The sequence below is a fragment of the Thermus sp. 2.9 genome (assembly GCF_000794385.1).
Lineage (GTDB): Bacteria > Deinococcota > Deinococci > Deinococcales > Thermaceae > Thermus > Thermus thalpophilus.
The window spans coordinates 306,786-331,713 of sequence record NZ_JTJB01000003.1 but is presented as its reverse complement, the minus strand read 5'-3'; the positions used below and the strand labels follow the sequence as shown (position 1 = coordinate 331,713).

Here is a 24,928-nt window from a genome sequence, read left to right as displayed (position 1 = left end):
AGGGGATGGCGGAAAATGGGGCTATGCGCAAAGCCTGGGGCCTACTCCTCTTACTGCCCCTCCTCCTCGCCCTCCTCAACCTTTCCCTTGGCCTCCTTAAACCGCCTAGGGCCTGGGCCGAGCCCATCCAGGCGCCCGCCGAGGCCCTCCAGGCCGTCTACCGGGAGGCCCACCCCGCCGCCCTGCGCATAGAAGGCCCCGAGGGAAGCCGGGGCACAGGCTTCTTCTACGCCCCGGGCCTCGTCCTCACCGCCTACCACGTGGTGGCGGAAGGCGGGCCCTACACCCTGGTCCTGGCCGACGGCAAGCGCGTGGCGGCGCGGCTTTTGGGCTTCGCCGAGCCCTTGGACCTGGCGGTGCTGGCCACGGAGGAAACCCCTGCCAAAACCCTTCCCCTGGAAACGGCAAGGCGGCCCCGGGTGGGGGAGGCCGTGGTCCACATCGGCAACGGCCGGGGCCAGTTCATCGCCCCCCGGTACGGGCGGGTGACCCGCCTCGAGGTGAGCCCTTCCCCCTTCCTCCCCCCGGGCCTCGTGGAGACCTCCCTCCCCCTCGCCCCCGGGGACTCGGGGGGGCCGGTCCTGGACGCAAGCGGGAAGGTCCTGGGGGTGGCGGTGGCCATCGGCCAGACGGAGGAGGGCTTCCGGAGCTTCTTCACCCCCCTCTTCGGCCGGAGGGAGGCCCTGGCCACCCTGGAGGCGGGTGGAAAGAGCTACTGGCCCTACCTGGGCCTCCGGGGGCCCAGGGCCTTGACCCCGGAGCTCGCCCAGCAGCTCGGGCTTCCCCCGGGCGGGGTGCTGGTGGGAGAGGTGGTGCCGGGCGGGGCCGCCCACCGGGTAGGGCTTAAGGGGCTGGAGTCCGGCGGGGTGCCCGACGTGATCCTCGAGGTGGACGGCACCCCGGTGAACTCCTTTGAGGACCTCCTGCGGGAGGTGCGCAAGCGGGAGGTGGGGGAAAAGGTGCGCCTCACCGTGCGAAGGGGAAGCGAGGTCTTCCAAGTGGAAGCAGTCCTCGCCCCCTTCCCGGGGCGCTAGCCCACAACCTCCCGGTAAGTGGGCACGCCCGGCATCCCTTCCGCCAGGAGCACCGCCCGGGCGATGGCCCGGGCCAAAGCGTCGGCGGCGTAGGCCCCCAGGCGCAAAAGGGCCATGGGGCCCACCCCCCTGCCCTCCCCCAAGGCCAGGGCGAAGACCAGGTCCCCGTCCAAAGGGGTGTGGGCGGGGCGGAGGGCCCGGGCAAGCCCATCCTGGGCCATGATGGCAAGCCGCTTGGCCTCCGCCTTGGTGAGGGGAGCGTCCGTGGCCACCACCCCTAGGGTGGTGTTTTGGCCAAGAAGCAGGGGAAAGCGGTAGTCCTCGGGAAAACCCCGGTAGCGGGAAAGGTCCGGAAGGAGCGCCCGTTCCGCCTCGGCCAGGAAGGGCTCGGCGTAAAGCCTTCCCGTGGCCGGGTCAAAGGGGCGGCCCAGGCTGTTCACCGCCGCCAAGGCCGCCACCCGATAGCCCTCTTCCAGGCGGTAACCGGCAAGGCCAAAGCCCCCTTTGACCCCACCCGCCACCGCCCCCGTGCCCGCCCCCACGCTCCCTTCCGCCACCGCCCCTGAGGCGGCGAGGGCAGCTCTATACCCCGCCTCCCTCCCTGGGGGCCTGAAGACCTCCCCCCGCCCCAGGTCGTAGAGTACGGCGGCGGGCACGATGGGCACCACCCCCGCCGGGGTGGGGAAGCCCTTTCCCCTTTCCCGCAGGTAGTCCATGACCCCATCCGCCGCCCCCAGGCCAAAGGCGCTTCCCCCGGTGAGGAGGACCGCCTGCACCCGCTCCACGGTGTTCTCGGGGAGGAGGAGGTCGGTCTCCCGGGTGCCGGGGGCCGCCCCCCGCACGTCCACCGCCGCCACCGCCCCCTCCTCCACCAGGACCACGGTGCACCCGGTGCGGGCCTCCTGGTCGGTGAAGTGCCCCACCCTAAGCCCCGGGAAGAGCGCTGCCTCACCCCACAAGGCTTCCGCCATGGGCCCAGTATGGGGTAGGCTTAGGGGCAAGACAAGGAGGCGGTATGTGGGAGTACCTCATCCACGGCGAGCCCACACCCAGGTTGCAGGCCTTTTTGCACGGGGTTGGCCAAGCCTTGGAGGCCCAGGGTTTCCGCCACAACCCGGAGGCGGAGGCCCCCAACCTGGTCCTCAACGCCATCACCCCGGAAAACCCCAAGCCCTACCGCCGCAAGGCCCAGGCCACCTTTGTGGCCTCGGTCCTGGAACTCCCCGACTACCCCGAAGACCCCCTGAAGGAGCTCTACCCCTACCTGGTGCGGGCCCTTTCCAACATCCTCTTAGCTTACGTGCCGGGAAAGGGGGTGGAGTTCCTCACCCTGGAGCTCGGCCACTACCGGGAACCTGAAGGGGCAGGCTTCCTTGAACGGGTAGCAGAGCGCCTCCGGCCCATCGCCTGTAGCCGCCTCGTGATCAACAACATCTTTGAGCCGGACCTGGAACCGGAGCTTTGGCAGGGGGATGCGCTCACGGAAAGCATGTACCGGTCGGGAAAGAAGCTCAAGGAGTGGGACCTCCTCCCCGCCCCCTTCCCCATTGAGGAGATCCTGCCCCCCGAGGACCTCCGCCACGTGAAGCGGCTTTACGGCATCGGGGGGCTTTCCTACGGCAACCTCTCGGTGCGCAAGGACGAAAGGCGCTTCTGGATGTCCGCAAGCGGGGTGGACAAGGCGAACCTGAAGGAGATCGGCCGGGACATCCTCATGGTGAAGGACTACGACCCCAAGCGTAACGCCATCCTCCTCTCCGTTCCCCCCCACGTGGAGCCCAGGCGGGTGAGCGTGGACGCCATTGAGCACTGGATGATCTACCGGGAGCACCCCCAGGTGGGGGCCATCCTCCACGTCCACGCCTGGATGGAGGGGGTGCCCGCCACCCCCTTCAACTACCCCTGCGGCACGTACGAGCTCGCCCAGGCGGTGGCGGAGAAGGTGCGCCAGGCCCCCGACCCCGCCCGGGCGGTGGTGGGGCTCAAGAACCACGGCCTCACCATCACGGGGCGGAGCCTGGACGAGATCCTGGAGCGCATTGAGGGCAAGCTCATCCGCACCGTGCCCATGTCATGAAGGCCCTTCTCTACACCCCCTCCCTTCCCCGCTTCCTGGCGGCCCGGGCCCTGGGGAAGCGGTTTCCCAAGGGGCTCCTTCCCCTCACCCTCGCCGAGGTGCCCCTGCCCGAGCGGGAAGGCTTCGCGCGGGTGCGGGTCCGGCTAAGCGGGGTCTGCGGCTCGGACCTCGCCCTCCTCTACGGCAAAAGCCCCCCCTCCATAAGCCCTTTCTTTTCCTTCCCCGCCGTCCTCGGCCACGAGATCCTGGGGGAGGTGGAAGGGAGCCTGGTGGCGGTGAACCCCCTTTTGGCCTGCGCCGACCGGGGGCTTCCCCCCTGCCCCCAGTGCCAAAAAGGGGAAGAAGGGCTTTGCCAGAACGTGGCGGAAGGGGCCCTGGCCCCGGGGATGCTGGGCTACCACCGGGACCTCCCGGGAGGCTGGGGGGAGTGGGTCCTGGCCCGGCCCGAGCGGCTTTACCCCATCCCCGACGGGGTCCCCGAGGAGCGGGCGGTGCTGGCCGAGCCCTTGGCCGTGGTCCTTAGGGGCCTCAAGAAGCTCAGGCCCTGGCCTGAGGAGCTTCTGGTCCTCGGCATGGGGACCCTGGGCCTTTTGGCGGTGAGGCTCCTTCGGGCCTTGGGCTACGGGGGAAGGCTCCTCGCCGTGGCCAAGTACCCCCACCAGGCGGAGCGGGCCCGGGCCTTCGGGGCGGACGCGGTCTACGGGAGCGCCAAGGAGGCCCTGGCCGCGCGGGCCAAGGGCTACCGCTACCTCCTCTTTGAGGGACACCGGGGCGGGTACCAAGGGGTGATAGAAGCCTCGGGAAGCGGGCAGGGCTTCCGGGAGGCCCTCGCCCTGGCGGAGGAGGGGGGAAGGGTCCTTCTGCTGGGCGCCCCGGGGCTAGCGTGGGTGGACCTTTCCCCCTTTTGGTTCAAGGAGGTGGGGCTTCTCGGAAGCTACACCTACACCCGGGAGGAGTTCGCCCAGGCGGTGGCGCTTTTGCCGGAACTGGCGGGCCTGGAAAGCCTGGTGGGGGGCGTCTTCCCCTTGGCGCGCTGGAAGGAGGCCCTTTCCGCCCGGGGCAAGGCCCTCTTCCGGCCAAATGTGCCCTAGGCGGGGATGGCCAAAAGGGGCTCGGGCTATACTTGCCGGCAAAGCGGAAGGGGGCGGCATGGCCTGGGAAGAGGAGCCCTTTTTGGAGGCCGGCGAGAAGCTCAGGCGGCTTCTTAAGGAGGTCAAGCGGGTCATCGTGGGCCAGGACCACCTCCTGGAGAGGATGCTGGTGGCCCTGTTGGCCCGGGGCCACCTCCTCATTGAGGGGGTGCCCGGCCTTGCCAAGACCCTGGCGGTGAAGACCCTGGCGGAGGCGGTGGGGGGAAGCTTCCGGCGCATCCAGTTCACCCCCGACCTGGTGCCCGCGGACCTCCTCGGCACCCGGGTGTACAACCCCAAGGAAGGGGAGTTCCGCACCGAGCTTGGGCCCATCTTCGCCCACCTCCTCCTGGCGGACGAGATCAACCGGGCCCCGGCCAAGGTGCAGTCGGCCCTCCTCGAGGCCATGCAGGAACGCCAGGTGACCCTGGGCAAGGAAACCTACCCCCTGCCCAAGCCCTTCCTGGTCCTCGCCACCCAGAACCCCATTGAAAGCGAGGGCACCTACCCCCTGCCCGAGGCCCAGCTGGACCGCTTCCTCCTCAAGGTGGTGGTGGACTACCCCGCCTTCCACGAGGAGCTGGAGATCGTGCGCCGCATGACCACGGGGGAGGAGATCCGGGTGGAGGAGGTCCTCTCCCTGGAGGAGCTTTTAGCCCTTTCCCGCCTGGCGGACCGGGTCTACGTCCACCCCAAGGTGGCGGAGCACGCCGTGGCCCTGGTCCAGGCCACCCGGGACCTGGAGGGGGCGGGCCTCAACGAGCTCAAGCCCTACGTGGCCTTCGGGGCCAGCCCCCGGGCCTCCTTGGCCCTGGTGCAGGGGGCCAAGGCCCTGGCCCTGGTGCGGGGCCGGGCCCACGCCCTGCCCGAGGACGTGCGGGACCTTTACCTAGACGCCCTCCGCCACCGCCTGGTCCTCTCCTACCAGGCCCTGGCGGAAGGCATCACGGCGGAGGCGGTGCTAAGCGCCATCCTAGCCCGCTTCCCCGCCCCCTTCGTGCCCCTCCACGACCCTTATGGAGACGCCCGAAGCCCTCTTGGCCCGCCTGGAGCTTAAGGTGGTGCGTCCCCTGGACGGGCTCCTCTTCGGGGACTACCGGGGGGTGTTCTACGGCAGGAGCCTGGAGCTGGCGGAAATCTCCCCCTATAGCCCGGGGGACGAGGCGGAGCGCATAGACTGGCCCGCCACCGCCCGCACCGGGGAGCTCCACGTGCGCCGCTTTCGGGAGGAGCGGGAGCTCACCCTCTGGCTTCTCCTGGACGGAAGCCCCTCCATGCGCTTTGGCTCCAGGAGGCGGGAGAAGTACACCCTGGCCCTGGAGCTCGCCCTGAGCGTGGCCTACATCGCCCTAAGGCATGGGAACCGGGTGGGGGCGGTCCTCCCCTCTGGCCTCGTGCCCCCCAGGGGCGGGAGGGCCCAGGCCCTCCTCCTGGCCCGGGAGGCAAAGAGGCCCGGGCCTGCCAGGCCCCTGGCCGAGGGGCTGGACCTCCTGGGAAGGGTGGCGCGGCGGAGGAGCCTGGTCTTCGTCTTCAGCGACTTCCTAGACCCCTTCGCCGAGGCCCTGGCCCGCCTCGCCGCCCGGCGCGACCTGGTGGCGGTCCTGGTGGAGGACCCTTGGGAGCGGGCCCTACCCGAAGGCGGGGTCTGGCGCTTCCGCGACCCGGAAACGGGCCTGGAGGTGGAGGTGAACGCCTTTGACCCCAGGGTGCGGGAGGCCTACCGGAGACGGGCCGAGGCCCACCGGCTTGCCCGCATGCGGGAGATCGGGAAGGCGGGGGCGGAGCTCCTCCTGGCCTCCACGGAGATGGACCTCCTTCCCCTTCTCCTGGGCTTTGTGGAAAGGAGGCGAAAATGGCCTTCAAGAGCCCGGAAGCCCTCCTCCTAGGGGCCTTCCTCCTGGGGGTGGCCGCCCTCGTGGCCTACCTCTTAGGGGAGGCGGGAAGGAGGCGGCTCCTCCAGGCCCTGGACCCCGCCTTCGCCCCAAGGCCCAAGTCCCTTCCCCTCCCCTACCTCCTCGCCCCCCTTCTGCTCCTCCTGGCGGCGGGCCGGCCCGAGGCCCCCGTGCCCTGGCGGGAAAACCTCACCCAGGCCGTGGTGGTGCTGGACACCAGCCACTCCATGGCCGCGGACGACGAGGCCCCAAGCCGCCTGGAGAAGGCCAAGGCCTTGGTGCGAGCCTTCCTGAAGGGCCTGGACCCCTCGGTGAAGGTGGGGCTCGTGAGCTTCGGTCCCCAGGCGGTTTTGGTCCTGGCCCCCTCCACCGACCGCAAGGCGCTCTTGGAAGCCCTCGCTGGCCTGAAACCGGGGGGCGTGAGCCCCTTGGGCCAAGGGCTCCAACAGGCAAGGCGCATCCTCCGACCCGAGGGCCCTGAGCGGGACCTCCCGGAGGCAAGGCCCCCCGCCGCCATCCTCCTCCTCTCCGACGGGGCGGCCAACGCCGGGAAAGACCCCTTGGAGGCGGCGGCCGAGCTGGCCCAGGCCCGGCTTCCCGTCTTTGTCCGCCCCCTGGGCGACCCCCGGGGGGCGGTGAGCCGCATCGGGGAGGGGCTTTACTTCGTGCCCACGGACCCCGGCACCCTCCTCCGCCTGGCCCAGGCCACGGGGGGCGGGGTACTCCAGGAGGACTTCCGCCCCCTCTACCAGGCCCTTAAGCCCCACTACGTTTGGAAAGCGAGCCCCAAGGAGCTCACCCAGGCCCTGGTGGTAGGGGGGTTCTTGCTCCTTAGCCTCGGAGCCTATGCGGGCCTGGCCCGGGAAGGGAGGTGGCCGTGAGCCTCTTGGCCCCCGAGGCCCTAAGCCTCCTCCTTCTCCTCGCCTTCCTCCTTTTGGGCCTTTGGAAGGCGCGGCCCAAGGCCGCCCTCCCCCACCCCCTGGCGGCCCTGCTCCGAGAGGCGGCCAAGGAGGCCCGGGGGCCTTTGCCTTGGCTCCCCACGGCCCTGTTCGCCCTAGGGCTTTTCCTCCTGGCCCTGGCGGCAAGCCGCCCCCTCCTGCCCCTGCCGGGGCAGGCTAGCGAAAACGTGGTGGTCCTGGCGGTGGACGTGAGCCGGAGCATGATGGCCACGGACCTGAAGCCGAACCGCCTCGAGGCCGCCAAGGAAGCGGCCCGCACCTTCCTCAACGAAGCTCCCAAGGGGCTTCGCATCGGCCTCGTGGCCTTTAGCGGCTACGCCCAGACCATCCACCCCCCCACCACGGACCGAAAGCGCCTCCTGGAAAGCTTAAACAGCCTGGAGTTTGGCCGCTCCACCGCCATCGGGGAGGGGATCATGGAGGCCCTGGCCCAGATCCGCCAGGCAGGGGGAAAGGGAGAGATCCTCCTCCTCACCGACGGGCGGAACCGCACGGGCGTAGACCCCCTGGAGGCGGCGGGCGAGGCGGCCAAGATGGGGGTGAGGGTCCACGCCGTGGGCGTGGGCGTGCCCGGCTGGACCCCGGGGCCCGAGGACCCGGTCATGGGCTTCGGCTTCTTCCCCGGGGCCTACGAGGTGGACGAGGAGCTCCTTTGGGCCATCGCCGAGTTGACGGGCGGGGAGCACCACCTGATCCGCTCGGAACGGGAGCTTTCCGCCCTCTACCAAAGGCTCGCCCGAGGGGTGCGCCTGGAGGTGGAAAAGGCCGAGGCCACGGGCCTTTTCGCCCTCCTGGGCGGGGTCCTCGCCCTTTTGGCGGTGGGCTTACGGCGCTACCTCTCCCCCACCTAGGAGCCGCCGAAGGGGTTGGGCACGGGCTCCACCGGGAAAAGCTCCTGGGGCTCTCCACCGGGCACGGGAAGCATGCGGAAGAACTGCCCGTTCAGGAAGAGGTAGACCTGGGGCTCGCAAGTCCCCTCTTGCGGCGGGGCGGGAAGGGTAAGCTGCGTCGGCACCGCCTGGGGCCGGGCCAAAAAGGCCACCCCCGCACCCAGAAGCCCCCCCAGGGCCAAACCCCAAAGGAAGGGTTTCATAGCCCAAGCCTAGCAGCCTTAAAGCCAAAGGAAAAGGGGAAAGCTCCTTTTCCCTATAGCCTAGCCCACCTTCCCTCCTCGAGGCCTCCCCCACGCTAGGGACACGCGCACCTTGGGCCTTCTCCTTTTCTTGGGCTTCCTCCGGGTAAAGGCCCTGGCCCCGGGGCCCTGGCGCCCCTCCCGGAAGCCCAGGACAGCTATGGCCGCCCCGTGGACTTCAGGGGAAGCCACGCGGTCCTGGGGCATGATCCCCGACCCCCAAGGCCGGCTGGCCCGGGCCTACAGGGTGCGAAGCCTCCTGGGCTTCCACAGCCGGGCCAACATCCTTCTCAACCCCGAGGGTCCGGTGGAACGGATCTGGCAAAGGGTGGCGACGCGGACACCCTCTTGGCCCACCTGAGGCAGCGCCTGCGCTAAAGCTCGTCTCATCCGCGTGCCCCAAGCCCTGCGTAAGATGTAGGGCGTGTACGCCATCCGCCAGGGCCTAAAGCAGATCCTGCGCCACCCCACGGCCAGCCTCGCCACCTTTTTCACCGCCTTGGTTTCCTTCGCCCTCCTGTACTTCCTGGGCCTCCTCCTTTGGAACCTGGAACGGGTGGTCCAGACCCTGGAAAAGGAGCTGGAGGTGGCGGCCTTCCTGCGGCCAGGGGCCAACGTGGAAGCCGTCTTGGGCGAGATCCAATCCTGGCCCGAGGTGGCAGAGGCCCGGCTCGTCACCAAGGAGGAGGCCTTGGCAGAGCTGGTCCTGGACTATCCCTACCTGGCGGAGGCCAAGGACTTGGTGGAAAACCCCCTGCCCGACACCCTGCGCCTCAGGCTTAAGGACCCCGAGGCGGTGCGCCAGGTGGCGGCGCGCCTGCGGGGCCTTCCCGGGATAGAAGGGGTGGAGTACGGTGGGGAGCTCACGGAGCGCCTGGTGCAGGTGCTTGGGGGAAGCCGGCTGGCCATGGGGATCCTGGTGGGGCTTCTCCTCCTCAACACCTTCTTTAGCGTCATGGGCTCCATCCGTCTTTCCATGGAAAGCCGCAAGGAGGCCCTTTCCATCATGCTCCTGGTGGGGGCCACCCGGCGCTTCATCCAGGGGCCCTTCGTGGTGGAGGGGCTTTTCCTCACCCTGGGGGCGGGGGCCTTGGCCGTGGCCTTGGGAGGGCTGCTCTACCGGGCCTTGGCCCAGGCGGTACAGGGGCTTCTCCCCTTTTTGCCAGTGCTGGGGCCGGAAGACCTCCTGCGCACGGGGCTTCTGGTCCTGGCCCTGGCGGGGGTCTTGGGGGCCGGGGGGGCCTTCATGGCCAGCCGGGCTTACCTGAAGGAGGTCTAGGGTGCGGCTTTGGCTCCTTCTCCTCCTAAGCCTCTCCCTCCTGGGCTTGGCCCAGGACCTCAAGGCCCAGGAGGAGGCGGTGCGCCGCCTCGAGGCCCAGGCGGCCCGGGCCAGGAGCCTGGATCAGGAAACCGCGCGGCGCATCCAGGCCTTAAACCGGGAGCTCGCCCGCCTTTCCGCCCGGGTGCAGGGCCTTTTGGGGGAAAAGGCCCGGTTGGAAAAGGAGATCGCCCGCCTGGAAGGCGAGCGCGCCCAGCTCCGGCAAGAGATCGGAAAGCTCAAGGAGGCGGTGCGGGAAACCGAAGGGCGCATCGCCAAGCTGGAGCGGGACCTGGAAAGCCTCAAGGCCCGGCTCCAAGCCCTCATGCAAAGCCTCTACCGGGAACGGGCCGGGCGCTACCTGCCCCTCCTCAGGGCCCAGTCCTTCACCGATTTGGCGGTGCGGGCGCGCTGGGTGGGCTACCTCTCCGCCCAGGACACCGCCTTGGTGCGCGCCTTCCAGGGCACCCTGAAGGCCCTACGGGAAGAGCGGGAGCGGCTTCGCCTCCTCCTCGCCGACCTTTCCCAGAAGGAGGCTTCCTTGGCGGAAACCCAGGCGGCTCTGGAGCGGGAAAGGCAGGGGCTTTTGATCACCTTGGCCGCTTTGCAACGGGAGGAAGAGGGCAAGCGGGCCCTCCTGCGGGACACCCTCCAGGAACGGCAGCAGCTCCAGGCGGAGCTCGCCGCCCTCCAGGCCCGGGTCCTGGCGGAAAGGCAGCGCCTTTTGGAGCTCAGGCGGCAGGAGGAGGAGCGCAGGCGCCAGGAAGAGGCGCGAAGGGCGGAGGCCGCCCGCCGCCAGGCCGCCTTGCGCCCCCAGGTGGTGGTGCCGCCCCCACCCCTCCCCGCCCAGGTGGGGCGCCTGGCCTTTCCCGTGCCCGGGGGGCGGGTCCTGGTACCCTACGGCCAGGAGGGCCCTTTCCAGGTGATCCAAGGCCCCGCCCCCGGAAGCCCGGTGCAGGCCGCCGCCGAGGGGTACGTGGCGGGCATCCTGTACCTGCCCAACCTGGGCTACACGGTGATGCTGGTGCACACGGAAACCCTCTCCACCGTCTACACCAACCTGCAAGAACCCCTGGTGCAGGAGGGAGAGAAGGTGAGCCGGGGCCAGCTTCTCGGGTACACGGGCGGCGGGCTCCTCATCCGCCCCGAGGAGCTGGAGTTCCGCGTGGCGGTGCGGGTGGGGGAGGAGACCCGCTTCGTGGACCCCGCCGCCTACTACTAGGCGGGCGCAATGAGCCCGTAGTTGCCGTCCTTGCGGCGGTAGATGACGTTGATCTCCTCGGTGTCGGCGTTGCGGAAGACGAAGAAGTCGTGCCCCAAGGCCTCCATCTGGAAGGCGGCCTCCTCCGGGCTCATGGGCTTCATCTCAAAGCGCTTCACCCGCACGATCTTAGGGCCTTCCTCCTCCTCGGGCTTGCGCAGGGCCTCCAGGTCCCGCACCTCGGGGGGCGGGGGGCCTTGGTAGGAGTGGCGCTTGCCGATGAAGCGCCGCTCCTTAAAGCGCTTGAGCTGGGTTTCCAGGCGGTCCACCATCCGGTCAATGGCGGCGTAGAGGTCGGTGTCCTCCTCCTCCACCCGCACCAGCCCCCCGGGGAGGTCCACCTGCACCTCGGCCTTGGCCTTCCGCTCCACGTGGGGGCTCCCCGCCAGGGAGAGGACCACCTTGGCCATGAGCTCCCCGTTTTGGTAGCGGTCCAAGCGGGCAAGCTTCTTCTCCACGTAGTCCCGGATGGCCTCGGTGATCTCCAGGTTGCGGCCGATGAGCTTGTAGACGTTCATGCACCCTCCTTTCCGCCCCGGTCAGGGCTTTCCCTTACCCTTATGCTACCACCTTCCCCAGGACGCTCGTCCCGCACCACCTGCCCCGCCTTGAGGACCACCACCCGGGCGGGGTAGGCCTCCAGGAGCTCGCGGCTATGGGTGGCCACCAGCACCGTGGCCCCGCGGCTGTGGGCGGCCTTGAGGATCTCCAGGACCTGGAGGGCATTGTCCAGGTCCAGGTTGCCCGTGGGCTCGTCCGCCAGGATCACGGGAGGGTCCAGGAGGAGGGCCCGGGCGATGGCCACCCGCTGGGCCTCCCCCACGGAAAGCTCCTCGGGGAAAGCCCGCCTTTTGTGGGCGAGGCCCACCCGGCGAAGGGCGGTGGCCATGCGCTCCGGCCACTCCTTCCGGGGCACGCCTTGCACCTCCAGCACGAAGGCTAGGTTCTCCTCCACGGTGAGGTCCCTTAGGAGGCGGTGGTCCTGGAAGACCATGCCGATGCGGCGGCGGTGGAGGGCCACCTGGTCGCCCCGGAGGTTTTTTAGGTTCTGCCCGGCGAAGTAGACCGCCCCCTGGGTGGGAAGAAGCCGCCTTAGGATGAGGGAAAGGAGCGTGGACTTCCCCGCCCCCGAGTGCCCCACCACGTAGACGAACTCCCCCTTCTTCACCTCGAGGCTCACGTTGTAAAGCGCCTTGGTCCCCGTGCGGGGGTACTCCAGGCCCACCCGGTGGAAGGCGATCATGCCCCCACTATACGCAAGGCGGGCCACGGTTGCTTCTCATGGAAGGGCGCTATAGTGGAGGCTAGGTGAGGGAGAAGATGAAACGACGCGCGTGGTTCATCGCCGGGATCGGGGTGCTCCTTGCCCTGGTCTACGCCCAGCTTCCCAGGCCCCAGGCGGAAAGCCTCCTGCAAAACCCCAGCGGCCAGGCCCTCCTGGAGGTCTACCAAAGGATCCAGCAGGACTACCTGGAAACCCTGCCCAAGGAGAAGCTCAACGCCCTCCTGGAGGGGGCCATCGGCGGCATGGTGGCCGCCCTCAAGGACCCCTTCACCAGCTACTCCCCGCCCCAGCGGGCAAGCCTCCGCCAGGAGGACCTCAGGGGCGAGTTCTTCGGCATCGGGGCCACCCTAAGCCCCGCCAACCCCGACGGCACCGGGGCCAAGATTGAAGGGGTCATGAAGGGGCTTCCCGCCCAGCGGGCGGGGATGCGGGCGGGGGATGTGATCCTCGAGGTGGACGGGGAGGACGTGACCGGCCTGCCCTTGCAGGAGGTGGTGGCCCGCATCCGGGGCCGGGAGGGAACCAAGGTCACCATCAAGGTGCGCCGGGAAGGGGTACCGGCCCCCCTGGTCTTTGAGCTGGTGCGGGAGAAGGTGGAGATCATCTCCGTTTCCACCGCCCGCATTGGGGACGTGGGCTACATCGCCCTGGAAACCTTCGCCAACTTCAAGGTGGAGGACCAGCTCAAGAAGGCCATAGAAGACCTCAAGGCCCAAGGGGCCAAAAAGCTCATCTTTGACCTCCGGGATAACGGGGGCGGCCTCCTGGACCAGGGGTGCGCCGTGGCCAGCGCCTTCTTGAAGGAAGGCCCCATCGTCTACACCCGCACCAAGAACCTCACCCGGGTCTGGTGCGAGGCCTCGGGAAGGCCCCTCTGGGACGGCCCCATGGTGGTCCTGGTGAACGGCAACTCCGCCTCGGCCAGCGAGATCGTGGCCGGGGCCCTCCAGGACTACGGCCGGGCCAAGATCATCGGGGAGAAGACCTTTGGCAAGGGCGTGGGCCAGACCCCCTACACCCTGGCCAACGGCGGCGAGCTCACCCTGGTCACCTTTGAGTGGCTCACGCCCAAGCGCCGGGCCATCAACAAGGAGGGCCTGAAGCCCGACATAGAGGTCAAGGACACCCGCTTCCCCACCCCCTTCTCCTTCCAGGGGGCAGGGGCCCCGCCGGGGGCGGAGGTGAGCCTGACCCTAAACGGCAAGACCGTGAAGGTGAAGGCGGACGCCGAGGGGAAGTTCACCTACGCCGAGCCCCAGCGGCAGAGGCCCCTCCCCGAGGACCGGGGCCAGGCGGTGCTGGACCTGGAGAACGACGCCATCCTCAAGCGGGCCCTGGAGGAGCTGAACCGCTAGGCGCCACACGATCCTGGGGGGCCTAAACCCGAGGGCCCCCCAGGTTCTCTTCCAGGAAACGGAGAAGGGCGATGCAGTAGGTGGTGAAAAAGTTCTTCTCGGCAAGGTCTTTTCTTTTCAGGCGGCATTCCCGGTAGTCCCTCCACTTCCGCCAGACGTTCTCCAACGCCCCCCAAGGAACCTCTACCCGCTTCTCCCCGCTCTGAAGCGCCAACCCCTTCGCCTTGTCCACCTCAAGCACGACAAACTCCCGCCTCTTCAGGCGACCGGGGTTTTTCTCCATAGCCTTGGACCAGTTCGGCACCCGCACGCCAGGGCGAAGGAGGGCTATGAGTTCCCGCTTGACCTCCGCAAAGGTTTCCCCCATGCAACCATTATGGGGACTTCGGCAGAGGCCGCAACAGCCCTCTTAGGCCCAGGGAGCCCCTTGAGAACCCTTTGCCGGGGCCTCCATGCCGGCTTGCCCCGGCGTGGGGCGGTATTACTTCACCACCGCCCCGGGCGGCACCTCCCCCTCCACCGTCACCAGGGCCAAGGCTTCCCCCTCCTGGGCAGCGAGGATCATCCCCTGGCTCTCAATGCCCCGGAGCTTGGCGGGCTTGAGGTTCGCCACCAGCACCACCTTCTTGCCCACAAGCTCCTTCGGGCCGGTACCACTGGGCGATGCCGGACACCACCGTGCGCTCCTCCTTCCCCAGGGGAAAGCCGGAGGACCAGGAGCTTGTCGGCATTGGGGTGCTTCTCCGCCGCCACCACCTCCGCCACCCGGAGTTCCACCTTGGCGAAGTCTTCTATACCGATCTGTTCCATCTTCTCCTCGCTTTCCTTGGACGCCTTGGCCTCCTTGGGAAAGAGGACCGGGGCTTCCTCGGGGAGGGGAAGGGGCTCCGCCAAGCCCCACGTTTCCGCCTCCTCCAGGCGCGCCGCCTCCTTCAGGCCCAAGGCCCGCCTGAGCTCCGCCATCTTCTCGGGCATGGCGGGGGTGAGGAGGATGGAGGCGATGCGGAGGCCCTCCACCACCCGGTAGAGCACCGCCTGCGCCGCCTCCTTGTCCTCCTTGTAAAGCTCCCAGGGCCTCTTCTCGTTGATGTAGCGGTTCAGGGCCTTCACGTAGGCCATGACCTCCTCGAGGGCCAGGTGGAACTTGAGCTCCCGCACCAGGCCCCGAAGCCTCCCGGCGAGCTCCGTGCCTTGGGCAAGCTCCTCCCCCGCCACGGGCTTTGGGATGCGCCCCTCGGCGAAGCGGAAGAGCATGGCCCGGGTGCGTTGCACCAGGTTGCCCAGGTCGTCCGCCAGGTCCGCCTGGTACCGGGTCCTGAGGGCCGCCTCGCTCACCGGGGTGTCCTGGCCGTAGGGGATTTCCCGCAGGAGGTAGTAGCGCACCGCGTCCCGCCCGTACCGCTCCGCCAGGGAGAAGGGGTCCACCACGTTCCCCAGGGTCTTGCTCATCTTCCGCCCGTCGGGCCCCAGCAAAAACCCTCCCACGTTCAGGTGGCGGTACATGGGGATGCCCGCCGCCTTGAGCATGGTGGGCCAGAAGACGGCGTGGGGCTTCAGGATGTCCTTGCCGATGAGATGCCAGGCGTGGGGCCAAAAGGTCTTGAAGCGCTCCCCCTCGGGGTAGCCCAGGGCGGACACGTAGTTCAAGAGGGCGTCAAACCACACGTAGGTCACGTGGTCCTCGTCCCAAGGCAAAGGGATACCCCAGGGGACCCGGGCCTTGGGCCGGGAGATGGAAAGGTCCCCGATGGGCTCGGCCAGCATGGCCAGGACCTCGTTCCGGTAGCCCTCGGGGCGGATGAGGTCGGGGTGGTCCTCTAGGTAGCCAAGGAGCCACTCCCGGTACTTCTCCATACGGAAGAAGTAGTTCCCCTCCTTCCGCCGCTCCACGGGGCGGCCGTGGATGGGGCAAAGCCCCTCGGAAAGCTCCTTTTCCGTGTAAAAGCGCTCGCAGGAAACGCAGTAAAGCCCCTCGTACTCCCCGTAGTAGATGTCCCCGGCCTCGTAGACCTTCTGCAGGACGTACTGCACCACCTTCTTGTGGCGCTCCTCCGTGGTGCGGATGAAGTCGTCGTAGGCGATGCCGAGAAGCGCCCAGGCCCTTCGGAAGCGCTCGGAAACCCGGTCCACGAAGGCCTTGGGGTCCTCCCCCGCCCGCTCCGCCGCCCGGAAGACCGTCTCCCCGTGCTCGTCGGTGCCGGTGAGGAAAAAGGTCTGGTAGCCGTCCAGGCGGTGCCAGCGGGCCAGGAAGTCCGCCACCACCGTGGTATAGGCGTGGCCCAGATGGGGCTCGGCGTTCACGTAGTAGATGGGGGTGGTGATGTAAAAGACCTTTTCCATGCCTCCTCCTCCTCAAAAAAAACCGGGGCATGCGCCCCGGGCAGGAGGGGAAACCTCCCACCCTAGGGCCAGGGCATGCCCTTCATCGTAAGGGAGTTTACCCCTAGGGCAAAAGCTCTTCAATCCCCAAGGGCCCCGCCACCAGGGCCCGGGTGGCGAGGCCCAGGAAAAGCCCCGTCTCCACCACCCCGGGGATTTCCAGAAGGGCCCGGTGCAGGCCAAAAGGGTCCCCGATGGGGCCAAAGCGGACGTCAGCGATGAGGTGGCCGCCATCGGTGAAGTAGACCTCCTCCCCGTCCATGCGGAGCTCGGGCTCCCCCCCCAAAGCGGCGATGGCCCGGAGCGTGGCCCGAAAGCCGAAGGGGACAATCTCCACCGGCACTGGCCCCCGGCCCAGCACCGGCACCTTCTTGCTGTGGTCGGCGATGACGATGAACTCCTTGGCCGTGCGCTCCACGATCTTCTCCCGGAGGAGCGCCCCGCCCATGCCCTTGATGAGGAAAAGCCCCGGGGCGATCTCGTCCGCCCCGTCAATGGCCAGGTCCACCCCCTCCGGGGGGAGGTCTATGAGGGGGATCCCCTCCTTGCGGGCGAGCTCCTCCGTGGCCCTCGAGGTGGGCACCCCCACCACCCCCCTAAGCTCCCCTTCCCGCAGGCGGCGGGCGAGCTCCAACACGGCGTAGCGGGCGGTGGAGCCGGTGCCCAGGCCCACCACCATGCCGTCTTGCACGTAGGCCACGGCGGCGTGGGCGGCCTCCTTCTTGTAGCTCTCCAAGGGGCGCTCCATCACGCCCCCCTTAGGGCCTGAAGGGCCTCCGCCACCTCGAGGGCGTGCCCCTCGGGGGAAACCTTGCGCCACACCTTGGCGATCCTCCCCTCGGGGTCAATGAGGAAGGTCTGGCGCAAGACCCCTTCCACCTCCTTGCCGTAGAGGTTCCTCTTCCCCCAGGCCCCATAGAGGGCGATGGCCTTCCGCTCCGGGTCGGCGAGGAGGGGGAAGTTGAGGCCGTACTTCTCGGCGAAGCGCTTGTGGCTTTCCACACTGTCGGCGGAAACGCCCAGGACCACCGCGCCAAAAGCCTTCAGGCTTCCCATGTGGTCGCGGAAGCCGCAGGCCTCCTTGGTGCAGCCCGGGGTGTCGTCCTTGGGGTAGAAGTAGAGGACCACCCACTGGCCGCGGTAGTCGGAAAGGCGGTGGATGCGGCCCTCCTGGTCGGGGAGGGCGAAATCGGGCGCCAGGGTGCCTTCCATGCCGGGCATTATAGCTTGTAGCCAAAGCGGCGGAGGAGGTCCTTGCGCCAGGCCACCTCCGCCTCGTCCTCCACCCCCAGGAGCTTGAACCCGTCCATGACCCCCAGAATGGCCCGCTGCTCCCCTTCCTCCGCCACCACCACCTTGAGGGGGTTGGCGGTGGCGGCGAAGATCCGCACCACCTCGGGGCAGGCCTTCACCGCATGGAGGACGTTGATGGGGTAAAACCCCTCGCCCAGGACGATGAGAAAGGTGTGCCCCGCCGCCAGGTTGAGGAGGTTCTTCACCGCAAGCTCCACCAGTCCCTCGTCCGTGCCCGAGCGGCGGATGAGCCGCTTGCCGCTCGCCTCGGAGAAGGCGAGGCCGAACTTGATGCCGGGCACGGCGGTCACCAGAGCCTCGTGCAGGTCCTCCACCGTCTTGATGAAGTGGGCCTGGCCCAGGATGACGTTGAGGTTCTCCGGCTTCTCAATGGGAATGAGCTTTAGCTCCATGGGGCCATTTTACCGGTGGCGTTGACCCCACTAAAGCAGGGAAGGAAGGTGTAGCATGGGGGGCATGGACGTCCTGGAGAAGGCCGTGGCCGGGGAAAGACTTTCCGAAAAGGAGGTCCTCACCCTCTTTGACCTCCCCCTCCCCGAGCTCGCCGCCGCCGCCCACGAGGTCAGGCTCAAGAAGACGGACCCCCAGGTGGTCACCTTCCTCATAGACCGCAACATCAACTACACCAACGTCTGCACCGTGGCCTGCGCCTTCTGCGCCTTCTACCGCACCAAGCGGCAGAAGGACGCCTACACCCTGAGCTACGAGGAAATCGCGCGGAAGGTGGAAGAGCTCTACCAAGTGGGGGGGAAGCGCATCCTCATGCAAGGGGGGGTGAACCCCGAGCTTCCCCTGGACTGGTACCTGGACCTCCTCCGCTACCTCAAGGAGCGTTTCCCCGACCTGCGCATAGACGCCTTTAGCCCCGAGGAGATCCTGGGCCTGGAGCGCCTCACGGGCCTTAGGGCCGAGGAAATCCTGGAAAGGCTTAAAGCGGCGGGCCTGGACGGGATGCCGGGGGCGGGGGCGGAGATCCTGGTGGACGAGGTGCGGCAAAAGGCGGCCCCCGCCCGCATCAAGACGGCGGACTGGTACCGCATCGTGGACGCCGCCCAGGCCTTGGGGCTTTACACCCTGGCCAGCATGGTCATCGGCTTCGGGGAAGGCCCCAAGGAGCGCACCGCCCACCTCCTGGGCCTCCGCGCCCAGCAGGATAGGGCCCTGGAGCGCTACGAAAACGGCTTCGCCGCCTTCGCCCTTTGGACCCTCCAGGTGGAGCACACCCGCCTCAAGGGCAAGGCCCCGGGGGCCACGGCCCACGAGTACCTGAAGACCCTAAGCATCGCCCGGCTCGCCCTGGACAACTTCACCCACTTCCAGGCCTCCTGGCCCACCCTGGGGTTCAAGGTGGCCCAGGCCGCCCTCTACTACGGGGCGGACGATTTCGGGAGCACCATGCTGGAGGAAAACGTGGTCTCGGCCGCCGGGGGGCACGGCCGCACCCACGCCACGGTGCGCCAGATCGTGCGCCACATCGTGGACGCCGGCTTTAGGCCGGCGGAGCGGGACCCCCTTTACCGCATCCTCCGCTACCCGGACGCGGAAGCCCTCCTTCAGGAGCCCGAGCCCCTGGAGTTGCCCCTCGCCTAGCCGGGGCAAGCCTCAGACCGGCTCTTTCGGATAAAGCCCTTCCCGGATCTCGGCCAAAAGCGGGCTCAGGGGCTCCTCCCTTTCCAGGGCCCGGATCAGGGCGCTTCCCACCACCACCCCGTCCGCCACCGCCGCCTGGGCCGCGGTGGCCCTGCCGGAAACCCCGAAGCCCACGGCCACGGGCAAGGGGGTCTTGGCCCTGATGCGGCCCACCAGGTCCCGCACCTCCTCGGGCAGGCGCTCCCGCTCCCCCGTGACCCCGGTGACGGACACGGCGTAGACGAAGCCCGTGGCGTAGCGGACCACGGTTTCTATGCGGCGGTCCGTGGAGGTGGGGGCGAGGAGGAAGACCGTTTCCAGGCCGATCTCCTGGGCCAGGCGCACCAGGGCCGGGTCCTCGTCGGGGGGGAGGTCGGGGAGGATGAGCCCCGTGGCCCCCGCCCCCTTGAAGAGGCTAAAGAAGCGCTCTGGCCCCCAGGCCAAAACGGGGTTCAGGTAGGTCATGAGGAAAAGGGGCTTGTCCGTGAGGGCCCGCACCTCCTTCACCAGCTCCAAGACCCCTTGCACGCTCATCCCCTTCCTTAAGGCCACCTCGCTGGCCCGCTGGATCACGGGGCCGTCCCCCAGGGGATCGGAGTAGGGCAGGCCGATCTCCAGGAGGTCGGCGAAGGGAAGGACCTCCTTCACCGCCTCCAAAAAGCCCTCCCGGCTGGGGAAACCGGCGGTGAGGTAGGGGATGAGGGCGGCCCGCCCTTCCTCCTTGGCCTTGGCGAAGGCCTCCTTCGTGGTCATAGCTCCCCCCCAAGGAGGCGCATGGCCTCGGTCACGTCCTTGTCCCCGCGGCCCGAGAGGTTGATGACCACGATCTGGTCCTTCCCCATCTCCGGCACCACCTTGGCGGCGTGGGCGATGGCGTGGGCGGACTCCAGGGCGGGGATGATGCCCTCGAGGCGGGCGAGGAGCTTAAAGCCCTCCAAGGCCTCCTCGTCGGTGACGCTGGCGTACTCGGCGATGCCCGCATCGGCGTAGTAGCTGTGCTCCGGCCCCACCCCCGGGTAGTCCAAGCCGGCGGAGACGGAGTGGGCCGGGGTGATCTGCCCGTCGTGGTCGTAGAGGAGGTACATGTAGCTCCCGTGCAACACCCCCCGCTTCCCCGCCCCGATGCTGGCGGCGTGCCGCCCGGTGGAAAGCCCCTCCCCCGCCGCCTCCACCCCGATGAGCCTAGGCCTTTCCCCTTCGGGCAGGTAGGCGAAGGGGGCGAAAAGCCCGATGGCGTTGGACCCCCCGCCCACGGCGGCGATGAGGGCGTCGGGGTAGCGGCCAAAGAGCTCCAGGCTCTGCCGCTTCACCTCCTCGCCGATGACGCTCTGGAAGTCCCGGACCATCATGGGGTAAGGGTGGGGGCCCACCACCGAGCCCAGGATGTAGAAGGTGGTGCGCACGTGGGTGATCCAGTCGCGGATGGCCTCGTTGGTGGCGTCCTTGAGCGTGCGGCTCCCCGCGGCCACCGGGCGCACCTCGGCCCCCAAGAGCTTCATGCGGAAGACGTTCAGGGCCTGGCGCCTCACGTCCTCCTCCCCCATGTACACCACGCACTCCATGCCGAAGAGGGCGGCCACCGTGGCCACGGAAACCCCGTGCTGCCCCGCCCCCGTTTCCGCGATGACCCGCTTTTTGCCCATGCGCCGGGCGAGGAGGGCCTGGCCCAGGGTGTTGTTGATCTTGTGGGCCCCGGTGTGGAGGAGGTCCTCCCGCTTCAGGTAGACCTGGGCCCCGCCCCAGTAGGCCGAAAGCCTTTTGGCGTGGAAAAGGGGCGTGGGCCGGCCGGCGAAGGTCCTCAGGTAGTGCTCCAGCTCTTCCAGGAAGGCGGGGTCCTTCTTGGCCTCGAGGTAGGCGGCCTCCACCTCCTCCAAGGCGGGGATAAGGGTTTCGGGAACGTACCGCCCCCCGTAGGGGCCAAACCGCCCCCGTCCGTTGGGCAAGGGAAAATCCGGCAAGCGCAGCATCTTCACTCCCAAAAGGCGCCAAGCGCCCAAAGCCTATCTATCCTATCGCCCCAAGCCAAACGGGAAAAGGCCGGGCCCTCGGTAGCGCCCGTGCCTCCGCTTGAAGGCGAAGGGGGTTCGCGCTCGCATAGGCTAAGGGTAGACCGGGGAAGCCCAAGTGGCAAGTAGACTCTAGGGCATGGAGCCCACGCGCGCCATTTCGGTCTTGGACAAGGGCTTCGTGCGCCTGGTGGACGTCATGGGGGACGATGGGGCCATCGTCCAGGCGGCCCGGGTTTCCTACGGGGCGGGAACCAAGACGGTGCGGGAGGACGCCGCCCTCATTGACTACCTCATGCGCCACCGCCACACCAGCCCCTTTGAGATGGTGGAGTTCAAGTTCCACGTGAAGGCCCCCCTCTTCGTGGTGCGCCAGTGGTTCCGCCACCGCACCGCCAGCGTGAACGAGGTCTCGGGCCGCTACTCCGTCTTAAAGGACGAGTTCTACGAGCCCGCCGCCTTCCGCCGCCAGGCCAGGCGGAACAAGCAGGGCTCGGAAGGGGAGCTAGAGGACGAGGAAGCCCGCGCCCTCCTCCAGGAGGCGGAAGAAAAGGCCTACCAGGCCTACGAGAGGCTTTTGGAAAAGGGGGTGGCCCGGGAGATGGCGCGCATGGTCCTCCCCCTCAACCTCTACACCGAGTTCTACTGGAAGCAGGACCTGCACAACCTCTTCCACTTCCTCAAGCTTCGCTTGGCCCCCGAGGCCCAGTGGGAGATCCGGCAGTACGCCCAGGCCATCGCCGAGCTGGTGAAGGCCCACGTGCCCTTGGCCTGGAGGAGTTACGAGGAGCACGTCCTCCATGGGGCGAGCCTCTCCCGCACCGAGCTCGCCGCCCTTAGGGGGCTTATCACCCCGGAGCTTTACGAAAAGGCCCTGGCGAGCCTGGGGCTTTCCGGCTCGCGGCTAAAAGAGGCCCTGGAAAAGCTCTTCGGCCCCGGCTAGGCCAAAAGGGCCTCGGGCGCCTTCCCGGTCCTTTCGGCGATGAGGCGCCAAAGCTCCTCCTCCGTGAGGGTGGGCACGCCCAAGGAGCGGGCCTTTTCCAGCTTGCTCCCCGGGTTGTCCCCCACCACCACGAAGCTCGTCTTGCGGCTCACCGAGTCCGTGACCTTGGCCCCAAGGCGCCGGAGGATGGCCTTCACCTCCTCCCGCGGGCGGGAAAGCTCCCCGGTGATGACGAAGGTGAGGCCCTTTAGGGCCTCCCCGCCCCGCTCCTTGGCCTCCATCTCCACCCCCGCCTCCTTCAGGCGGCGCACCAGACGGCGGAAGGCGGGGTCTTGGAGGGTTTCCCAAATCCCCCGGGCGGTGAGCTCCCCCACCTCCTCCACCTCTAAGAGCTCTTCCAAGGTGGCCTCGAGGAGGCGGTCCATGGTGCCGAAGCGGGCGGCCAGGTTGCGGGCCAACACCTCCCCCACCCCGGGAAGGCCTAGGGCGTAAAGGAGGCGCTCCAGGCCCCGGTGCTTGCTTTCCTCAATCTGGCGGAGAAGGTTTTCTGCGCTTTTCTCCCCCATCCGCTCCAGGCCCACGAGGTCCTCCTTCCGCAAGCGGTAGAGGTCGGCCACGTCCTTCACCAGCCCGTTTTCCAAAAGCTTTTCAATGAGCTTCTCCCCCAGGCCCTGGATGTCCATGGCCTTGCGGGAGGCGTAGTGGCGGATGGCCTCAAAGCGCTTGGCGGGGCACAAGGGGTTGGGGCAGCGGTGGACCTTCCCCTCCTTCACCAGATGGTGGCCGCACTCCGGGCAGTTCTCCGGCCAGACGATGGGCCGCTCCGCCCCGGTGCGCCGCTCCTTTAGCACCCTCAAGACTTCGGGGATGACCCCCCCCGCCTTGTGGACCAAGACCCAGTCCCCGATGCGGATGTCCAGCTCTTCAATGTAGCTTTCGTTGTGCAGGGTGACCCGGGACACCTCGCTCCCCTCTATCAACACGGGCTCCAGGATCCCCACCGGGGTCACCCGCCCCGTGCGCCCCACCTGGAAGACCACGTCCAAAAGCCGGGTCTCCTTCTCCTCCGCCGGGAACTTGTAGGCGATGGCGAAGCGGGGGGCGCGGGCGGTGTAGCCCAGCTCGCGCCACAGGGCGAGCTCGTCCAGCTTCACCACCACCCCATCCGCCTCAAAAGGAAGCTTGCGCCTTTCCTGGAGCCAGGCCTGGTAGACCCGTTCCACCCCTTCCGCCCCCGTGGCGCGGGCAAAGCCGTGCTCCACGGGAAAACCCTTCTCCTTGAGCCACAGGAGGAGCTCGTACTGGGTCTTGAGCCCGCTTTCTTCCAAGCCAAGCCCCAGGGCGTAGAAGGTGGCGCGAAGGCCCCGCTTGGCGGTGATCCTGGGGTCTTTCTGCCGGAGGGAGCCGGCGGCGGCGTTCCTCGGGTTCTTGAAAACCTTCTCCCCCGCCTCCTCCAGCTCCTCGTTGAGGCGCAGGAAGGCCTCAATGGGCATGTAGACCTCCCCCCGGACCTCGAGGCGCTCCGGCACCCCCTTTAGCCGCCTCGGGATGGTGGGAATGGTGAGGAGGTTTTGCGTCACCTCCTCCCCCACCTCCCCGTCCCCCCGGGTGGCCCCAAAGACCAAAATTCCTTCCTCGTAGTAGAGGTTGACGGAAAGCCCGTCCACCTTGTGCTCCACCGTGTAGACGAACGGCCCCTCCCGCCCCAAGGCCCGCTCCACCCGCTCCTCAAAGGCCTTTAGCTCCTGGTGGGTGAAGGCGTTATCCAGGGAGTACATCCGCGTGGGGTGGCGAACCGGGCGAAAGGTGGCCTCCAGGGGCTTCGCCCCCACCTGCTCCGTGGGGGAGTCCGGGCTTTTGAGCTCGGGGAAGCGCTCCTCCAGCTCCTTAAGCTCCCTTAAGAGCCGGTCGTACTCGGCGTCGGAGATCTCGGGGTCGGCCAGGACGTAGTAGCGGTAGTTGTGGTAGCGGATGAGGTCCCTCAGCTCGTTGATCCGCCTCCTCGCTTCCTCCAGGGTCATGCCTTGAGTTTACCGCCGGCCGGTATAATAGCCCCTGGCGAATAGCCGTGGGAGGTAAGCATGAAACGTGTACTGGCGCTTATTGGGGTTCTGGCCCTGGGCCTAAGCCTGGCCCAGGTGCGGGTGGGCATCGCCTTTGACGCCGGCGGCAAGTTTGACCGCTCCTTCAACCAGTCCGCCTGGGAAGGGGCGCAAAAGGCGGCCAAGGACTTCGGGGTGAAGCTCTTTGACTTTGAGCCCGCCGACCCCTCCCAGGTGGGGCAGGGCATCCGCACCTTCGCCGAGGAGGGCTTTGACCTGGTGATCGGCGTGGGCTTCGCCAACGAGCCCGCCATCACCGCCACGGCCAAGGAGTTCCCCAACGTCAGGTTCGCCGTGATTGACGCCGTGCCGGGCGAGGGGAAGCTGGCCAACGCTGTGGGCCTGGTGTTCCGGGAGCACGAGGGTAGCTTCCTGGTGGGCTACATCGCCGGCAAGATGAGCCGCACCGGGGTGGTGGGCTTCATCGGCGGCATGGACATCCCCCTCATCCACAAGTTTGAGGCGGGCTTCCGCGCCGGGGCGGAGTACGCCTTCAAGGAGGACAAGATCCAGGGCAAGGTCCTGGTGGGCTACGTGGGCAACACCCCCGCCGCCTGGAACGACCCCGCCAAGGCCAAGGAGATCGCCGCTGCCCAGGTGCGCCAGGGCGCCGACATCATCTACGCCGCCGCCGGTGGCTCGGGCCTGGGGCTCATTGACTACGTGAAGCAGACCAAGTGCCTGAAGGAGGGCGGCAACATCCGCTTCGTGCGCAAGGCGGACCCCTACGCCAAGGTGCCCAAGTACGCCGACTACACCCGCGCTTGCGGCACCGACGGCACCAAGGCCACGCCCCTCTTCTTCATCGGCGTGGACGCCAACCAGAACTACCTGGGCGACACGGACAACAACCCCGCCACCCTCAACCACGGCCTCACCTCCATGATGAAGCGGGTGGACGTGGCCACCTACGAGGTGATCAAGAGCGTGGTGCAGAAGGCCTTCAAGGGCGGGGTGCGGGAGTTCGGCCTGAGCAACAACGGGGTGGGCTACGCCCTGGACCAGTACAACAAGGCCTTGATCCCGGCTGCCGTGGTGAGCAAGCTGGAGGTCCTCAAGCAGCAGATCATCAAGGGCCAGATCAAGGTGCCTGAGTCCCGCTAAGGGGCTTC

At 68.1% G+C, this 24,928-nt stretch carries 25 protein-coding genes and 1 pseudogene; 14 read left to right on the top strand and 12 right to left on the bottom strand.

Annotated elements, in window-relative coordinates:
• The first annotated feature begins 23 nt into the window (after positions 1-23).
• Complete coding sequence (locus QT17_RS03260) at positions 24-1,034, top strand: S1C family serine protease (RefSeq protein ID WP_052155144.1); 1,011 nt, start codon at positions 24-26, stop codon at positions 1,032-1,034.
• On the opposite strand, the gene QT17_RS03255 is transcribed toward QT17_RS03260, so the two are convergent.
• Positions 1,031-2,005: a P1 family peptidase gene (locus tag QT17_RS03255; RefSeq protein ID WP_039456279.1), complete on the bottom strand. Its 975-nt coding sequence runs from the start codon at positions 2,003-2,005 to the stop codon at positions 1,031-1,033. The two genes, QT17_RS03260 and QT17_RS03255, sit on opposite strands and share 4 nt — an antisense overlap.
• A gap of 44 nt (positions 2,006-2,049) precedes the next feature.
• Between QT17_RS03255 and QT17_RS03250 the strand changes: the two genes are divergently transcribed.
• From QT17_RS03250 to QT17_RS03225, 6 genes are read left to right on the top strand one after another with little or no spacing between them, the layout of a single operon-like run.
• A complete protein-coding gene (locus tag QT17_RS03250) occupies positions 2,050-3,111 on the top strand; it encodes a class II aldolase/adducin family protein (RefSeq protein WP_039456163.1) in 1,062 nt (353 codons plus the stop codon).
• Entirely contained in the window at positions 3,108-4,202 is a 1,095-nt protein-coding gene (locus tag QT17_RS03245; RefSeq protein ID WP_039456160.1) for a zinc-binding dehydrogenase, read from the top strand. The genes QT17_RS03250 and QT17_RS03245 overlap by 4 nt, the downstream gene beginning before the upstream one ends.
• Before the next feature lie 58 nt (positions 4,203-4,260).
• Positions 4,261-5,298 (top strand): MoxR family ATPase, encoded by a 1,038-nt coding sequence (locus QT17_RS03240; RefSeq protein WP_039456158.1) that lies wholly within the window; start codon positions 4,261-4,263, stop codon positions 5,296-5,298.
• Positions 5,258-6,127 (top strand): DUF58 domain-containing protein, encoded by an 870-nt coding sequence (locus tag QT17_RS14820; protein WP_039456155.1) that lies wholly within the window; start codon positions 5,258-5,260, stop codon positions 6,125-6,127. Before QT17_RS03240 ends, QT17_RS14820 begins: the two co-directional genes overlap by 41 nt.
• Entirely contained in the window at positions 6,094-7,014 is a 921-nt protein-coding gene (locus QT17_RS14690) for a VWA domain-containing protein (protein ID WP_039456152.1), read from the top strand. The genes QT17_RS14820 and QT17_RS14690 overlap by 34 nt, the downstream gene beginning before the upstream one ends.
• The gene (locus tag QT17_RS03225) at positions 7,011-7,943 is read left to right on the top strand and encodes a VWA domain-containing protein (protein WP_039456276.1); all 933 of its coding nucleotides are present in this window, start codon (positions 7,011-7,013) and stop codon (positions 7,941-7,943) included. The genes QT17_RS14690 and QT17_RS03225 overlap by 4 nt, the downstream gene beginning before the upstream one ends.
• On the opposite strand, the gene QT17_RS03220 is transcribed toward QT17_RS03225, so the two are convergent.
• Positions 7,940-8,185, bottom strand: a complete 246-nt coding sequence (locus QT17_RS03220; protein WP_039456151.1) for a hypothetical protein — start codon at positions 8,183-8,185, stop codon at positions 7,940-7,942. The two genes, QT17_RS03225 and QT17_RS03220, sit on opposite strands and share 4 nt — an antisense overlap.
• A gap of 112 nt (positions 8,186-8,297) precedes the next feature.
• Between QT17_RS03220 and QT17_RS13210 the strand changes: the two genes are divergently transcribed.
• The 3 genes from QT17_RS13210 to QT17_RS03205 all read left to right on the top strand — a co-directional run bounded on the left by QT17_RS13210 (position 8,298) and on the right by QT17_RS03205 (position 10,764).
• On the top strand, positions 8,298-8,585 hold the full coding sequence (locus QT17_RS13210) for a hypothetical protein (RefSeq protein WP_235283697.1): 288 nt from the start codon (positions 8,298-8,300) through the stop codon (positions 8,583-8,585).
• A gap of 63 nt (positions 8,586-8,648) precedes the next feature.
• Complete coding sequence (locus tag QT17_RS03210) at positions 8,649-9,503, top strand: ABC transporter permease (RefSeq protein WP_039456146.1); 855 nt, start codon at positions 8,649-8,651, stop codon at positions 9,501-9,503.
• A gap of 1 nt (position 9,504) precedes the next feature.
• Positions 9,505-10,764: a murein hydrolase activator EnvC gene (locus tag QT17_RS03205; RefSeq protein ID WP_039456143.1), complete on the top strand. Its 1,260-nt coding sequence runs from the start codon at positions 9,505-9,507 to the stop codon at positions 10,762-10,764.
• Here the strand turns inward: QT17_RS03205 and hpf are convergent.
• Both hpf and ftsE read right to left on the bottom strand, forming a co-directional pair.
• Positions 10,761-11,321 carry a ribosome hibernation-promoting factor, HPF/YfiA family gene (gene hpf / locus QT17_RS03200; RefSeq protein WP_039456141.1) on the bottom strand — a complete coding sequence of 187 codons (561 nt, stop codon included), beginning with the start codon at positions 11,319-11,321 and terminating at the stop codon, positions 10,761-10,763. The two genes, QT17_RS03205 and hpf, sit on opposite strands and share 4 nt — an antisense overlap.
• Entirely contained in the window at positions 11,318-12,046 is a 729-nt protein-coding gene (gene ftsE, locus QT17_RS03195) for a cell division ATP-binding protein FtsE (protein ID WP_039456138.1), read from the bottom strand. Before ftsE ends, hpf begins: the two co-directional genes overlap by 4 nt.
• A 77-nt stretch (positions 12,047-12,123) precedes the next feature.
• Here ftsE and QT17_RS03190 point away from each other — a divergent pair, with 77 nt between their 5' ends.
• Entirely contained in the window at positions 12,124-13,443 is a 1,320-nt protein-coding gene (locus tag QT17_RS03190) for a S41 family peptidase (RefSeq protein WP_039456273.1), read from the top strand.
• 22 nt (positions 13,444-13,465) lie between these two features.
• Here the strand turns inward: QT17_RS03190 and QT17_RS03185 are convergent, their stop codons facing one another.
• The 5 genes and pseudogenes from QT17_RS03185 to QT17_RS03165 all read right to left on the bottom strand — a co-directional run bounded on the left by QT17_RS03185 (position 13,466) and on the right by QT17_RS03165 (position 17,528).
• A complete protein-coding gene (locus QT17_RS03185; RefSeq protein WP_014510527.1) occupies positions 13,466-13,810 on the bottom strand; it encodes a hypothetical protein in 345 nt (114 codons plus the stop codon).
• 114 nt (positions 13,811-13,924) lie between these two features.
• Positions 13,925-15,783: pseudogene (metG, locus tag QT17_RS03180) on the bottom strand (methionine--tRNA ligase).
• Between the two features lie 103 nt (positions 15,784-15,886).
• Positions 15,887-16,570: a ribose-5-phosphate isomerase RpiA gene (gene rpiA, locus QT17_RS03175; RefSeq protein ID WP_039456132.1), complete on the bottom strand. Its 684-nt coding sequence runs from the start codon at positions 16,568-16,570 to the stop codon at positions 15,887-15,889.
• Complete coding sequence (gene bcp / locus QT17_RS03170; RefSeq protein WP_081995758.1) at positions 16,570-17,043, bottom strand: thioredoxin-dependent thiol peroxidase; 474 nt, start codon at positions 17,041-17,043, stop codon at positions 16,570-16,572. The genes rpiA and bcp overlap by 1 nt, the downstream gene beginning before the upstream one ends.
• Positions 17,043-17,528, bottom strand: coding sequence for an adenosine-specific kinase (locus QT17_RS03165; RefSeq protein WP_039456127.1), 486 nt, complete (start codon positions 17,526-17,528; stop codon positions 17,043-17,045). Before QT17_RS03165 ends, bcp begins: the two co-directional genes overlap by 1 nt.
• Before the next feature lie 55 nt (positions 17,529-17,583).
• Between QT17_RS03165 and mqnC the strand changes: the two genes are divergently transcribed.
• A complete protein-coding gene (mqnC, locus tag QT17_RS03160) occupies positions 17,584-18,726 on the top strand; it encodes a cyclic dehypoxanthinyl futalosine synthase (RefSeq protein WP_152607320.1) in 1,143 nt (380 codons plus the stop codon).
• Between the two features lie 12 nt (positions 18,727-18,738).
• Here mqnC and trpA read toward each other — a convergent pair whose 3' ends face one another.
• Both trpA and trpB read right to left on the bottom strand, forming a co-directional pair.
• Positions 18,739-19,518, bottom strand: a complete 780-nt coding sequence (trpA, locus tag QT17_RS03155; protein WP_039456126.1) for a tryptophan synthase subunit alpha — start codon at positions 19,516-19,518, stop codon at positions 18,739-18,741.
• Positions 19,515-20,732: a tryptophan synthase subunit beta gene (trpB, locus tag QT17_RS03150; protein ID WP_039456124.1), complete on the bottom strand. Its 1,218-nt coding sequence runs from the start codon at positions 20,730-20,732 to the stop codon at positions 19,515-19,517. Before trpB ends, trpA begins: the two co-directional genes overlap by 4 nt.
• A 178-nt stretch (positions 20,733-20,910) precedes the next feature.
• Between trpB and thyX the strand changes: the two genes are divergently transcribed.
• Positions 20,911-21,714, top strand: a complete 804-nt coding sequence (gene thyX, locus QT17_RS03145) for an FAD-dependent thymidylate synthase (protein ID WP_039456123.1) — start codon at positions 20,911-20,913, stop codon at positions 21,712-21,714.
• On the opposite strand, the gene ligA is transcribed toward thyX, so the two are convergent.
• A complete protein-coding gene (ligA, locus tag QT17_RS03140; protein WP_039456121.1) occupies positions 21,711-23,735 on the bottom strand; it encodes an NAD-dependent DNA ligase LigA in 2,025 nt (674 codons plus the stop codon). The genes thyX and ligA overlap by 4 nt on opposite strands.
• Positions 23,736-23,795: 60 nt before the next feature.
• On the opposite strand from ligA, the gene QT17_RS03135 reads away from it, so the two are divergent.
• The gene (locus QT17_RS03135; RefSeq protein WP_039456119.1) at positions 23,796-24,920 is read left to right on the top strand and encodes a BMP family protein; all 1,125 of its coding nucleotides are present in this window, start codon (positions 23,796-23,798) and stop codon (positions 24,918-24,920) included.
• Positions 24,921-24,928: the final 8 nt, after the last annotated feature.